A 13,801-nucleotide genomic window follows, 5' to 3' on the forward strand; every position below is an offset into this window, starting at 1 on the left:
CGGACACACAATGGCGCCGCCGCTGAAAATTGGCATCGCCGGCCTCGGTACGGTCGGCGCGGGTGTGGTGCGTATGCTGGCCCGGCGGGCGGAGGCGATTGCCACGCGCGTCGGCAGGCCGGTCGAAGTGGTGGCGGTGAGCGCCCGCGACCGTTCGCGCAACCGCGATTGCGATCTCACCGGCCTGCGCTGGTTTGACGACCCGGTGGAGCTCGCCCGCGATCCCGATATCGATGTCTTCGTCGAGCTGATCGGCGGGCCGGACGGCACCGCCAAGGCGGCGGTCGAGGCGGCCATCGCCGCCGGCCATTCGGTCGTCACCGCCAACAAGGCGCTGCTCGCTCATCATGGCGTCGCGCTGGCCGCCGCCGCCGAGGCAGCGGGCGTCGCCATCCATTTCGAGGCGGCGGTGGCCGGTGGCATTCCGGTCATCAAAACCCTGCGCGAGGCGCTCGCCGGCAACGAGATCGCCCGCGTCTCCGGCATTCTCAACGGCACCTGCAACTACATCCTCACACGGATGCAGGAGGAGGGGCTGTCCTTCGACCTCTGCCTCGATCAGGCGCAGAAGCTCGGCTACGCCGAGGCCGACCCGACCTTCGACGTCGACGGCTTTGACACCGCCCACAAGCTCGCCCTGCTCGCCGCGCTGGCCTTCGGCGTGCAGCCGGACCCGGAAGCGATCCATATCGAAGGCATCCGCTCGATCACGCTGGCCGACATCGAGGCGGCGGACGAGCTGGGCTACCGGATCAAACTGCTCGGCGTCGCCGCCCGAATCGGCGGGCAGGTGGAACTGCGCGTGCATCCCACCATGGTGCCTAAACATTGGCCGATCGCGCAGGTTTCCGGCGTCACCAATGCGGTGGCGATCGATGGCGACGCGGTGGCGCTGACCCTTGTCGGCCCCGGCGCCGGCGGCGATGCCACGGCCTCCGCCGTGGTCGCTGACCTGTGCGATGCCGCAGCGGCAATGGGTGGCGCGCCTTTCGGCTGGAAGGCGCAGAGCCTGCAGCCGGCCGAGAAGGCCGCCATCCGGCGTCACGAGGGCGGCTACTATATCCGTCTCGCCGCCGTCGACCGGCCCGGAACGGCGGCAGCCATTGCCCGCCATATGGCCGAGCAGAACATCTCGCTCGAGTCCATAATGCAGCACCGTCGCGGCCGACCTCATGGGGGGGAGCGCGCGGAAAGCGCGGAGAACCCGGCACCCGTGGTGCTGGTCACCTACGCCACCAATGAGGACGCGGTGCGCCGCGCGATCGAGGCCATCGAGATCGATGGCGTCATCGCCTCGCCGCCGCAGGTGATACGGATCGAGAAGGACTGAGGGGGCGGGGACGATGGCGGAGATTAGGGTCAAGGCGGACCAGGCGCTGGAGCGCATCCTGACGCTTGAGCTGGTGCGCGTCACCGAGCGCGCGGCGGTGGCATCGGCCAGCCTGCGCGGGCGCGGCGACGAGAAGGCGGCTGACAAGGCGGCGGTGGACGCCATGCGCCGCGAGCTGAACCGCCTGCCTATCGCCGGCCGCATCGTCATCGGCGAGGGCGAGCGCGACGAGGCGCCGATGCTGTTCATCGGCGAGGAGGTCGGCACCGGCAAGGGCCCGGCGGTGGATATCGCCGTCGACCCGCTGGAAGGCACCACGCTCTGCGCCAAGGACATGCCCGGCTCCATCGCCGTGATGGCGATGGCCGAGGGCGGCACCATGCTCTACGCGCCCGACGTCTACATGGAGAAGATCGCTATCGGCCCGGGCTACCCCAAGGGCACGATCAACATCGACGCCAGCCCCGAGGACAACATCCAGTCGCTGGCCCGGGCAAAGGGCGTGAAGCCCTCCGAGATCACCGCGCTCATCCTCGACCGGCCGCGCCATGCCGCCATCATCGAGGCCGCCCGCCGCACCGGCGCGGCGGTGCAGCTGATCGCCGATGGCGACGTCGCCGGCGTGATCCACACCACCAATCCCGACGAGACCGGCATCGACATCTATCTCGGCACCGGCGGCGCGCCCGAGGGCGTGCTGGCGGCGGCGGCGCTGCGCTGCATCGGCGGCGAGATGTACACCCGCCTCATCCTCGACAGCGAGGCCAAGCGCGAGCGCGCCAAGAAGATGGGCGTGTCCGACCCGAAGAAGATCTACACCATCACCGACATGGTGCGCGGCGACTGCTTGATCGCGGCGACCGGCGTCACGACAGGCAATCTGCTCAAGGGCGTGAAGTATGAGCGGGGCGTGGTGAAGACCCACACCGTCGTCATGCGCTCGGCCACCGGTACGGTGCGCTGGATCGAGGCCGAGCACCGCGACCTCTCCAAGTTCCATCTCGGCTGAGCGACCGCACGCGAGCTGTCATCCCGAACGCGGCAGCGGTCATCCCGGACGGCCGGAGGCCGAGCCGGGATCGCGTGCAGAAGCGAGAGCGATCCCGGCTCTCCGCTACGCTGCGGCCGGGATGACGGATCTTCCACACGGGGTGCCTCGGCGCCCCGTTTTCATTTCGCCGCGTGGTGCAGAGCGCCGGAACGCCGCCCCTCATCGCGCGCTTTGGCCGTGGCTCGGTGTGCTGTATACCAGAGCCGTGCGCAGGCGCCCCCGCCAGGGGCGCCCCGCACCCGAACGCCAAGCCAATTGCCAAGGGAACGACCCATCATGACCGCTCCTCATTCGCTGCTTCCGCCCCTGCTGACCCAGATCGCCGCGCTGATCGGCGCCGAGAAGTACCAGGAGGTCGCCGAGGCCTATACGGCCTTCGTCAAGGAGCACCCGACCACCAATTACCTCGCTTCCGAGCCGATCCCGTTCAAGCTGAACGTGGCCTTCTCGACGAAGTACGGCTCCTCCGCCACCAACACCTTCACCCTGCGCAACACCACCTGGGCGTCGGACGTGAAGGCCGCGCTGAAGGCCGGCCCGAGCGATTTCGCGGCGCTGGTCGCCAAATATGAGGGCGAAATCGCCGAGATCGCCAAGGGCGCGAAGAAGGTCGCGTGAGCCACTGACGGCTGCGCATCGTCTGCGGAAAGGCCGGCCTCGCGCCGGCCTTTTTCGTGTCGCGGCTGCGTTGTCGGATGGCTATTCACGGCGCCCGCAAAACAGAGCGCTGTCGTGGTCGGGCTTGGACCGGTCCTCCACGTCTCCTGCGGTGCGGCCGGATCACGTCATGGATGCCCGCCAACCCAGGCATGACGACGCGCGCGCGGGGCGTCCGCGCGGCGCGTCCGGGAGAGCGTTCTCACCCCGCCTTCGCCACATCCTTCAGGAACGTGTCCACCCCGAGCCGCACCATCTCTGGCTGCCAGGCGTGCGGGCCGGGGTGCTCGACATAGGTCAGCTCATAGCCGGCCGGGCGCAGCTTGGCGGCGTGGGAGCGGCCGGCGGTGTGTATGGGCGTCTGGGTGTCGTTCTGGCCGTGGGCGATGAACACTTTGGGCGCGCCTTCCTGCGCCAGCACGGTCATGAAGCCGGCGGAGAAGGCGAGGATATGGGTGACGATCCGCCCATTGCTGAGCCCGGTGGAGAGCGAATAGCTGCCCCCATCCGAATGGCCGGCGAAGGCGAAATGGGTGGGGTCGAGCGCGAAACGCGCGGCGACCTCGGCCAGCGCGATGTCGAGCCGCTCCAGATCCGGCCCGTTGCCGGCGATCACGATGTCCCAGGTCGGCAGCAGCGATTGCGGCACCAGCAGCAGGAAGCCGCGTTCCTCCGCATGCGCGCGAAACATCGGCAGGATCTTCTCGGCGCTGCCGCCGCCGCCATGGAACAGCGTGACCAGCGGCGTCGGGCGGGCGGGGTCGATTCCATCAGGCACGATCAGCACCGCGTCCCGGGTCTCGAACAGGCCGAGATCATGACGGCCGGGCGCGAGCGCCGGCTTGGTTGGGGCGGCATGGGTGAAGGCGAGGCGACCGAGGAGCGACAGGTTCAGCATGGCGCGCACCATAATGTCCCCGCCCGCGCGTGCAACCCGGCCGGTTGCCGCGTCATGAGGGCCACGCAGGGCAGGCATGGCGGTGCGGGTCTTTGCAGATGCCGGGCGGTGGACTATCAGCCCATCTGCCGACACGCGACTCGCCGCGGGCGGTGCGCGGCTCACCCTGGGGCCGTCCTGTCGTCTCCTGCCGCCGCCGGTTCTCGATGCCGTTCACGCACAAGCTGCTCGCCCTCGCCGTTGTCGGCGTGTGGGCGCTGAACATGATTGCCGTGAAGCTCGGCATCGCGGAAATCCCGCCCATGATGATGAGCGCGCTGCGCTTCACGCTCGTGTCCGTGCTGCTGTGCCCCGTGCTGCGCATCACCCGCGACCAGTTCCTCGGCGTACTGCTGGTGTCCTTCACCTTCGGCACGATGCATTTCGGCCTGCTGTTCGCGGCGCTGGCCAATTCCGAGGCCGGCACCAGCGCCGTCATCATCCAGCTCGGCGCGCCGATCGCCACCGTGCTCGCCTGCCTGGTGCTGAAGGAGCGCCTCGGCAAGGTCCGGCTCGCCGGTCTCCTCGTCTCGGTGGCCGGCATCGGGTTGATCGCCGCCGGACCGACCCTGCCGCCGCCGCTCTCGCTGGTGTTGCTGCTGGCCAGCGCCACCGGCTGGGCGGTGACGAACCTCATCGTCAAGGAACTCAAGGGGGTGCGGCCGATGACCATGATGGGCTGGTCCTCGCTGCTGGCGATTCCGCAATTGCTTGTTATGTCGTGGATCTTTGAATCCGACCGCTGGTGGATGGTGACGACGGCCGGCTGGCATGGCTGGTTCTGCGTGGTCTACAGCGCCATCGGCTCGTCGATCATCGGCTACGGCATCTGGTACTGGCTGCTGCAGCGCCATTCGATCAGTGCCGTCGTGCCCTATTCGATGCTCAACCCGCTGCTCACCGTGGCGTTCGGCATATTGCTTATCGGCGACGATCCTTCGCCGGTGAAGATTATCGGCGCGCTGGTCATGGTGGCGGGCGTCGCTCTCATTCTGCGCCGGCCGCGCAACCTGCCGGACCCGACGCTGCCCGATACGGCGTGAATGCGCGACGGCCGGAGCGTTACCGCCCCGGCCGCCTTTATCCTATATCCCATCCGTCACCCTCATGGCCGGGCTTGACCCGGCCACCCAGGGGCGATGCCGCGTACCACGAATTGGCTGGGTCCCCGGGTCAAGCCCGGGGATGAGGGAAGGAAATGTTCGACTGCCGAGGCGCGGCTCGGCTCACTTCGCCTTCAGGAACTCGCCCACTTCCAGCAGGATCAGCTCATTGTCGTCCGCCTTCGCCGGGTCGCGCGAGGAGGAGAAGGGCAGGTTGTTGTCGTTGCCGACCACGATGTGGGTGGCGTCGACCACGTCGACATTCTCGATGGTGAAGAAGGGGAAGGTCAGCACGCCATCATTGAGCGGCTTGCGCGCCTTCTTGTCCGGATCGGCGATCTTCATCAGGTCGATATGGCCGATCTTGCGCACCGGGCCGCCGGCATTGGCGTCGGTCAGCTCGATCTTGACGATGCGCTTGAACTTGGCGAGGTCGTGGAAGCAGTCCGGCCCCTTGGTCCCGGAGGCGCAGGCCTTGTCTTGCGTGCCCTCGCCATTGTCGCGCTCGATGATGAGGCCGGTCGTGCCGTCGATCATGTTGAAATCGCCGATGGCGTTGCCGTTCTGCTCCAGAACGTACTGCCACATGCGCCCCGTCCACTTCTCAGCGGCGACATCGAATTCGAGGATCGGCAAAAACTCCTTGCCGTCGCCGGTCTTCTGCCAGTCCTTCTTGTCCGCGTCCCACAGCGGGCCTTCCAGCAGGGCGTAGAGATATTTGCCGTCCTTGGAGGCGGCCATGCCCTCATAGCCCTTGGAGCGGCGAGCGTTGAAGGTCGCGGGCGCGTTCGGCGTGGCGGGTGAGGCGACCGCGTAATGGTCGGGCGAGCGCACCGGCGTCTCGCCGGCCACAGTTTCGAACAGGGCCAGCACCCGGCCGCTCTTGTCGGCCTTGATCAGATAGGGGCCGAATTCCTCGCCGATCCAGATCTGGTCGCCGATGATCTGGAAGCTCTCGAGGTCGAGATCGGCGCCGGTCAGATAGCGCTTTTCCGTGCCCTCATGGACGATGCGGAACGGCACCTTCTTATCGGGATCGGTGAGGAACACCGTCTCGATCGGCTGGAAGGCGCCGGTCGCCCAATCCACCGTGTAATGGCGCAGGAACAGCGCCGCGTCCGGGCTGTTGGCCTTCGAGCCGAAGCCGTTATCTGTGATGATCCAGAAGCTGCCATCCGGCATCGCCTTGATGCCGGAATGACCCTGCACCGGCTGGCCCTGGAACGGCACAGAGACGCCGGTGGGGCGGCCGGCCGACTTGCCCATCACCGCGCCGACCGCCTCGACGCGGGTGCCTGACGTGAATTTGCCGGAGACCTTGAGGTCGGCGGGCGCGTCGTCCGGCATGGCAAGGAAGGTCTGCGCCGGCAGCACGGCGTGGCCGGCCAGGGTGACGGGAAAGGCCTCGTCGGCACGCAGGCCGGTGGAGCCGAGGACCATCGCCGCCAGGGCGGCGCCGGCAAGCAGGCAGGGGCGGAGGACGGGGAGGGCCATGGCGCTTCTCCTTTGGGGGGCAAGAGAGATCGGCAATGCCTGAGGTCGGCAATGCCGAGCCGCCTTCCTGACCCCTGCCCATGTCGACCGCGCAACGCCGCGATGACAGATAAATGACCCTCAGTGCCCATCCCCGGCAGCGGGAGGGCCGGCCGGCGCGGCATGGCTCTCGACGCGGGCGCGTTGTTCGGGCTTATCCTGCGCGCCATGAGTCTGAACCTTCCCACCGCCGCTCCCGCGCCGCGTCCCTTTCTCGGCGTCTCCCGCTCCGCCACCGGCCGCTTCTGGCGCGAGCGGCTGGACGCGCGCGGCGCGCAGACAACGCTCGCCATCGTGCAGCGCCACGGCGTGCCGGAGATTTTGGCCCGCGTGCTGGCCGGGCGCGGCGTCGCCATCGATGCCGTCGAGGCCTGGCTCGACCCGACGGTGAAGCGCCTGCTGCCGGACCCCGACACGCTGACCGACATGGCGCCCTGCGTCGCCCGCCTCGCCGATGCGGTGATGCGGGGCGAGAAGGTGGCGGTGTTCGGCGACTACGACGTTGATGGCGCTACCTCGACCGCGCTCATGGTGGATGTGCTGCGCGCCGGCGGGCTCGATCCGGCCTTCCACATTCCCGACCGCATTTTCGAGGGCTACGGCCCGAACATTCCCGCCATCGAGGCGCTCGCCGAGCGCGGGGCGACGCTGCTGGTCACGGTGGATTGCGGCACGATGAGCTTCGAGCCCTTCGCCCGCGCCCGCGAGCTGGGGCTCGACGTGGTGGTGATCGACCATCACCAGGCGGGTGAGGAGCTGCCTGCCGTGGCGGCGCTGGTGAACCCCAACCGCGCCGACGATCTATCCGGCCTCGGCCATCTCTGCGCCGTCGGCCTCGTCTTCGTGGTCGCCGTCGGGCTGCTGCGCGAACTGCGCCAGCGCGGCTGGTGGACCAAAGAGCGGCCGGCGCCGGACCTGCTCGCCAGCCTCGACCTCGTGGCGCTCGGCACGGTGGCGGATGTGGTGCCGCTGCTGGGGCTCAACCGCGCCTATGTCACCAAGGGGCTGATCCAGCTGCGCAAGCGCGAGCGGTCGGGGTTGACCGCGCTGATGGACGCCGCCCGGCTCACCGGCCCGCCCAAGGCGTGGCATCTCGGCTTTCTGCTCGGCCCGCGCATCAATGCGGGCGGGCGTATTGGCGACGCCACGCTCGGCACAAGGCTGCTGCTCACCCGCGACCCGCTCGAGGCGGAGAAGATTGCCGCCGAGCTCGACCGGCTCAACGCCGAGCGCCAGCAGGTGGAGCGCGCCATCGTCGCCGAGGCGGAAGCGGAGGCCGAGGCGGCGCTGGGCCTCGCCGGAGTCGGCGCCGTCGTGCTCTCCAGCGGGCAGGGCTGGCACCCCGGCGTGGTCGGGCTGGTGGCGGCGCGGCTGAAGGAGAAATTCGGCCGCCCCGCCTTCGCCATCGCCTTCACCGGCGAGACGGGCGCCGGCTCGGCCCGCTCCATTCCCGGCGTCGATGTCGGCCGGGCGGTGCGCGGCGCGGTGGAGGCCGGCATATTGGTGAAGGGCGGCGGCCACGCCATGGCGGCGGGCCTCACGATCACCCGCGCCCGGCTGGGCGATCTGCGCGCCTATCTCGAACAGGCGCTGACGGCAACGGTGGAGGAGGCGCGGGCCGTGGACGAGGTCCTGATCGACGGTGCCCTCTCGGCGGCCGGGGCGACGCCCGAGCTGGTGGAACTGGTGGAGCGGGCCGGGCCCTTCGGCGCGGGCAACCCGCAGCCGATCTTCGCCTTCCCCGCTCATCGCGTCGTCTATGCCGAGCCGGGCAGCGCCGGCCAGATCCGCGTGCGCCTGCGCAGCACCGATGGGGCGACGATATCAGGCGTGGTGTTCCGCGCCGTCGACACCCCGCTCGGCAATGCGCTGCTGGAGGCGCGCGGGCAATTGCTGCATGTGGCCGGCACGCTCGATCTCGACTCCTGGCAGGGCCGCACCCAGGTGAGCCTGCGCATATCAGACGCCTGCTCCCCCGAAATCGGCTGACGCATCATGGGGTTGGGGACCGTTCCGGAATCAGGCAGTGAGCGATCCGCTTATGCATCGTCATCCCCGGGCTTGACCCGGGGATCCATGCCGCCGCGCGGCCGGTTCTCTGTGGAGGTAGGGGGTGAGTCCGGCCCTGACGGACGGAAGGGCGGCCTAGAAACGGCGTTTCAGCCGCGGACCGCATGCCTGGGGCGCGACTCGGCAATCCGGGCGCGGTTCACTTTGAATCGGAAGCTGAGCCCGTGACGCCAGAGGCCGGAGATGACTCGCGAAATCCTCGCATCGCCATCGTCGGCGCCGGCCCGGCCGGGCTGATGGCGGCGGAACTTCTGGCGAGCGCCGGCTGCGCGGTGACGCTCTATGACCGCATGCCGTCCCCGGCGCGGAAATTCCTCATCGCCGGACGCGGCGGGCTCAACCTCACCCATTCCGAGCCGCGCGCGCCTTTCCTCGCCCGCTATGGCACGGCGGCCGACTGGCTGGCGCCGTTCATCGATGCCTTCCCGCCCGCCCGTCTGCGGGCTTGGGCGGAAGGCCTGGGCGAGCCGATTTTCGTCGGCTCCAGCGGCCGGGTGTTCCCCCGCAGTTTCAAGGCCTCGCCGCTGCTGCGGGCCTGGCTGGCGCGGCTCGACGGCCTCGGCGTGGTGCTGAAGAGCCGCCACCGCTGGCTTGGCTGGAACCGCGAGGGCGCGCTGCGCCTGGCCGGGCCGGAGGGCGAAATGGAGGTGGCGGCCGATGCGGTCCTGCTCGCGCTTGGCGGCGCCAGCTGGCCGCGCCTCGGCAGCGATGGCGGCTGGGCGGATCTTCTGGGTGAGCAGGGGGTGGCGATCGCCCCGCTGCGCCCGGCCAATAGCGGCGTGCGGATCGACTGGTCGGCCCCGTTCCGCGCCCGCTTCGCCGGAGCGCCGCTCAAGCGCATCGCGCTCTCCGTCGGGGAGGCGCGGGTGCGCGGCGAGGCGATGATCGACGGCGCCGGGCTGGAGGGCGGCGCGGTCTATGCGCTCTCCGCCACCCTGCGCGAGGCGATTGCCGTTCACGGCACCGCCATTCTTCATATCGACCTGCGCCCGGATGTGGCGGCCGACGCGCTCGCCGCGCGGCTGGCAGCCAGCCGCAAGGGCGAATCCACGTCCAACCGCCTGCGCAAGGCGGCCGGCCTTGCCCCCGCCGCCGCCGGCCTGCTGCGCGAGGCCGGGCCGCTGCCGGCCGATCCTGCCGTGCTGGCGCACCTGATCAAGGCGCTGCCGCTCGCCGCCACCGGCATGGCGGGGCTGGAGCGGGCGATCTCCACCGCCGGCGGCGTCACCCGCGCCATGATCGACGACCAGCTGATGCTAAAGGCGCGGCCGGGCGTGTTCGTCGCCGGCGAGATGCTGGACTGGGAGGCGCCGACCGGCGGCTATCTGCTGCAAGCCTCGTTCGCCACCGGCCATGCCGCCGCGTGCGGGATTCTGGCGCGGCTCGGCCTTGGCCGGCCGGAGCCGTGGAGCGGTCGATGGGAAGCGGGAGAGGCGGCGGGTGTCGCCGGGGAGTGGTCGCGGGACGACGGCTGAGGGAGCGCGTGCCGTCGTCCCGCGTGGTTCACGAGACCTGCCGGGAAGTGGCCTCGCGAAATCGGAGCCGGTGGGAGCAGGTGCCGCTTGATGTATTCGCGGTTTCTCTCCGGCGTTGATGCGATGAATACGCGCGTTCTTCGTCTCGGACAATGATTATCTTCCAGTATTGTTATAGTTCTAAACTAATGGCTGGCGTTTTACTTGTGCCTGCCGGGGCCGGGCGGGCCCGCTTGCGCCGGGACGGCGAGGGGCTTACCTGCTGGCGGGGAGCGCTATGTGTGGGCGGGGGCGGCGCGAATATGCAGGAGGCATGATGGCACGTCTGTTCTTCCGTCGGGGCGCCAGCGCCGAGGCGGCACCCGACGCCGCCCGCGAGTTGGCCGCGAAGGCGCGGCTCATCCTCGGGGCGGACGAGGAAACCACCATTTCCATCAGCGAGATCGCCTGCGGGGATCCTGCCTGCGGCGGCGCCGAGACCGTTGTGCTGGTGATGCGGCCGGGGCGCCGCACCGAGGCGGCCAAGCTGATGAAGCCGCTCTCCACCGTCACTGACGCGGAACTGGCGGAGGCGCTGCAGCCTTTGTTTGACGCTGCGTCATCATCGATAGCGTGAGTCAAAGTATTTTCGCCCCCGGTTCGTGATGGCGCTTAGATAGCGGTCGTTGTTTTAAAGTGAAACAATTCTAATGTGCCGCCGAACACTTGCGACTGCTTCCGGCGGTGGCGTAGGAGTCTCCCGCTAAGGCGCCCGGGGGCGCGGAAGGAGACCATCCATGCGAGCCAGATCACTGTTCGCCGCGCCGCTAGTCGCGGCCTTCGCGCTGGGGGCGGCCTTTGCCGTCGGTCCGGCCGCCGCCGATACTCCGGCGCCGAAGGTGAAGGACATTGTCGCCACCTATGCCGACATTGCCGAGGCGATGTACACGGACAGCCTGACCACCGCCAAGGCGCTGCAGGGCGCGGTGAACACCCTCATCGCCACCCCGACCGAGGCCAATCTCGACGCCGCCAAGGCCGCCTGGAAGGCCGCGCGCGTGCCCTACCAGCAGACCGAGGGCTTTCGCTTCGGCAATCCCATCGTCGACGAGTGGGAAGGCCGCGTGAACGCCTGGCCGCTGGATGAGGGGCTGATCGACTATGTCGACAAGAGCTATGGCGATGCGTCCGACGAGAACCCGCTCTACACCGCCAACGTGATCGCCAATACCAAGATCCGCGTCGGCAAGAAGACCATCGACGCCACCAAGATCACCCCGAAGCTGCTCGACAGCCTGCAGGAGGCCGGCGGCGTCGAATCCAACGTCGCCATCGGCTACCACGCCATCGAGTTCCTGCTCTGGGGCCAGGACCTCAACGGCACGGGCCCGGGCGCCGGCAAGCGCCCCGTCACCGACTACGACACCGCCAATTGCAGCAATGGCCATTGCGAGCGCCGCGCCGCCTATCTCAAGGCCGCCACCGACCTTCTGGTGACCGACCTCGAAGACATGGCCAAGTGGTGGGGCAAGAAGGGCAAGGCCCGCGCCGCCGTCGTGAAGCAGAAGGACAAGGCCGCGCTCGGCACCATCCTCACCGGCCTCGGCTCGCTCTCCTATGGCGAGCTGGCGGGCGAGCGGATGAAGCTCGGCCTCATCCTGCACGACCCCGAGGAGGAGCACGACTGCTTCTCCGACAACACCCACAACTCGCATTACTACGACGAGGTCGGCATCGCCGCGATCTACCGCGGCAAGTACACCCGCGTCGATGGTTCGGTGGTCGAGGGCGCGTCGGTCGCCGCCTATGCGAGCGCCAAGGCGCCGAAGGCCGCCGAGGAGGCCGAGGCCAAGATCGATGCCGCGCTGGCCGCGCTGAAGGCGATCAAGGACGAGGCCGACAGCGGCAAGCAGGCCTATGACCAGATGATCGGCGAAGGCAATGCCGAGGGCAACGCGCTGGTGCAGAAGGGTGTCGATTCGCTCGTCGCCCAGACCCGCGCCCTTGAAGGCGTGGTCGGGGCGCTAAAGCTGAAGATCAAGGTCGAAGGTTCCGACAGCCTGGACGATCCCTCCAAGGTCGGCGAGTGAGAGTGATATGAACAACGGCGGCGCGGGTTTCTCGCGCCGCGCCTTTCTTGGCGCGGGCGCGGCGATCGGTGGGCTGGCCCTGCTCGCGCCGACCCGCGCCGGCGTGGCCCGCGCGGCCGCGCCGTTCGAGCCGACCCGCGAGGTGACGCTCACCGCCGGCGAGATGGAGCTGAAGCTTCTCGGTCCGGACAAGCCGGCGACCCGCATTCTCGCTTATGACGGCAACCCGTTCCAGACGCTGCGAATGCCGCGCGGCACGCGGCTGAAGGCGACCTTCGTCAACGGCATTGACGAGGGCTCGACCCTGCATTTCCACGGCGTCCGCATGCCGAACGAATATGACGGGGTGCCCACGCTCACCCAGCCTCTGGTGCAGCCGGGCAGCCGCTTCGTCCACCTGCTGCCGCTGGACGATCCCGGCACTTTCTTCTTTCATCCCCATTGCGACGAGACCGGGCAGGCCGGCATGGGCCTTGCCGGCGTGCTGATCGTCGAGGACACGCGCGACCCTGCCTTCGACGCCGAGCATGTGCTCTGCCTGAAGGACTGGCGCCTCGCGCCGGATGGCAGCTTCCTCCCCCTCACCGAGCCGGAGGGCGCCTCCAAGGCCGGCACCTTCGGCGCCACCCGCACCGTCAACGGCGCGGCGGCTGTCGAGCTGAAGGCGCCCGCCGCCGGCCATGTGCGGCTGCGCATCCTCAACATCGATTCCACCCGCATCATGGATATCGGCGTCGAAGGCGGAGAAGCCTGGCTGATCGCCGTGGATGGCCACGCGCTGGCCCCGGTGCGGCTCGACGATTTGCCGGACGGCATCTGGCGCATGGGCCCGGCCCAGCGCATCGACCTCGATATCCGCATGCCGGCCGACGGCTCGCCGGTGACGCTGGGCGACTACCGCGCCGCCGACATCTACCGCTTCGCCACCCTGACCGCCGAGGGGCGGGTGGGCAAGCCCCGCAAGGGGCCGCTGGCCCTGCCAAAGGCGGAACTGCCCAAGCCCGAGATGAAGCGGGCGGCGCGGCTCTCTTTCACCCTGCAGCAGGCGACCGGGCAGGCGGTGAAGGAAATCGCCCTGCCGGCGGACGATCCGCTGGCCAAGGCGCTGATCGACAGCCTTTGCGTCGGCGCGACCACCTATTGGGGCATCCAGTCCGAATCCTGGCCCACCGGGGCCAATCGCAACGTGCCGCCGCCGCTCGCCCGCATGACGACCGGAAATTCCTATCGGGTCGAGATCAAGAACGAGACGCGCTTTCCCCACCCTGTCCACCTGCACGGCCATGCCTTCGAGGTACTGAGTTCCAGCCTCGATCGCCTGCCGCGCCACTTCGCCGATACGGTGCTGGTGCAGCCGGGCGAGGCGGTCGAGATCGCCTTCGTCGCCGCCCCCGGTGACTGGGTGTTTCACTGCCACATCCTGGAGCATATGGAGACCGGGATGATGGGCTGGTTCCGGATCGTGTGATGGAGCGCCATCACAGCCGACAAATCAGCGCGGATGCCGCCTTCGGCGGAGGCTCCCCTGGGTCCCGGATCGGCGCTCCGGCTGTGCCTCCGCTGGTCCGGGACACGG

11 protein-coding genes are annotated in these 13,801 nt (G+C 69.0%); 9 read left to right on the forward strand and 2 right to left on the reverse strand.

The window, feature by feature from the left end; translation table 11 throughout:
- Positions 1-10: 10 nt before the first annotated feature.
- From A3M1_RS0118725 to A3M1_RS0118735, 3 genes are all read left to right on the forward strand, one after another.
- Positions 11-1,330 carry a homoserine dehydrogenase gene (locus A3M1_RS0118725; RefSeq protein ID WP_018390524.1) on the forward strand — a complete coding sequence of 440 codons (1,320 nt, stop codon included), beginning with the start codon at positions 11-13 and terminating at the stop codon, positions 1,328-1,330.
- Between the two features lie 13 nt (positions 1,331-1,343).
- On the forward strand, positions 1,344-2,339 hold the full coding sequence (glpX, locus tag A3M1_RS0118730; protein WP_018390525.1) for a class II fructose-bisphosphatase: 996 nt from the start codon (positions 1,344-1,346) through the stop codon (positions 2,337-2,339).
- 318 nt (positions 2,340-2,657) lie between these two features.
- Positions 2,658-2,999 carry a hypothetical protein gene (locus tag A3M1_RS0118735; protein ID WP_018390526.1) on the forward strand — a complete coding sequence of 114 codons (342 nt, stop codon included), beginning with the start codon at positions 2,658-2,660 and terminating at the stop codon, positions 2,997-2,999.
- A 241-nt stretch (positions 3,000-3,240) separates the two neighbouring features.
- Here A3M1_RS0118735 and A3M1_RS0118740 read toward each other — a convergent pair whose 3' ends face one another.
- Positions 3,241-3,948, reverse strand: a complete 708-nt coding sequence (locus A3M1_RS0118740) for an alpha/beta hydrolase (RefSeq protein ID WP_018390527.1) — start codon at positions 3,946-3,948, stop codon at positions 3,241-3,243.
- Between the two features lie 194 nt (positions 3,949-4,142).
- On the opposite strand from A3M1_RS0118740, the gene A3M1_RS0118745 reads away from it, so the two are divergent.
- The gene (locus A3M1_RS0118745; RefSeq protein WP_018390528.1) at positions 4,143-5,018 is read left to right on the forward strand and encodes a DMT family transporter; all 876 of its coding nucleotides are present in this window, start codon (positions 4,143-4,145) and stop codon (positions 5,016-5,018) included.
- A 183-nt stretch (positions 5,019-5,201) separates the two neighbouring features.
- Here A3M1_RS0118745 and A3M1_RS0118750 read toward each other — a convergent pair whose 3' ends face one another.
- A complete protein-coding gene (locus tag A3M1_RS0118750) occupies positions 5,202-6,572 on the reverse strand; it encodes an esterase-like activity of phytase family protein (protein WP_018390529.1) in 1,371 nt (456 codons plus the stop codon).
- Positions 6,573-6,734: 162 nt separating this feature from the next.
- On the opposite strand from A3M1_RS0118750, the gene recJ reads away from it, so the two are divergent.
- The 5 genes from recJ (at position 6,735) to A3M1_RS0118775 (ending at position 13,693) form a co-directional block, all read left to right on the forward strand.
- Positions 6,735-8,600 (forward strand): single-stranded-DNA-specific exonuclease RecJ, encoded by a 1,866-nt coding sequence (gene recJ / locus A3M1_RS0118755; RefSeq protein WP_018390530.1) that lies wholly within the window; start codon positions 6,735-6,737, stop codon positions 8,598-8,600.
- Positions 8,601-8,845: 245 nt separating this feature from the next.
- Positions 8,846-10,156: a TIGR03862 family flavoprotein gene (locus A3M1_RS0118760; RefSeq protein WP_018390531.1), complete on the forward strand. Its 1,311-nt coding sequence runs from the start codon at positions 8,846-8,848 to the stop codon at positions 10,154-10,156.
- A 316-nt stretch (positions 10,157-10,472) separates the two neighbouring features.
- Positions 10,473-10,772: a hypothetical protein gene (locus A3M1_RS0118765; RefSeq protein WP_018964008.1), complete on the forward strand. Its 300-nt coding sequence runs from the start codon at positions 10,473-10,475 to the stop codon at positions 10,770-10,772.
- 160 nt (positions 10,773-10,932) lie between these two features.
- Positions 10,933-12,225 carry an imelysin family protein gene (locus A3M1_RS0118770; protein WP_018390533.1) on the forward strand — a complete coding sequence of 431 codons (1,293 nt, stop codon included), beginning with the start codon at positions 10,933-10,935 and terminating at the stop codon, positions 12,223-12,225.
- A 7-nt stretch (positions 12,226-12,232) separates the two neighbouring features.
- The gene (locus tag A3M1_RS0118775) at positions 12,233-13,693 is read left to right on the forward strand and encodes a multicopper oxidase family protein (protein WP_018390534.1); all 1,461 of its coding nucleotides are present in this window, start codon (positions 12,233-12,235) and stop codon (positions 13,691-13,693) included.
- Positions 13,694-13,801: the final 108 nt, after the last annotated feature.

Origin of the sequence: Ancylobacter sp. FA202 (genome assembly GCF_000380205.1) — a bacterium.
In the GTDB taxonomy this organism is placed as follows: Bacteria; Pseudomonadota; Alphaproteobacteria; order Rhizobiales; family Xanthobacteraceae; genus Ancylobacter.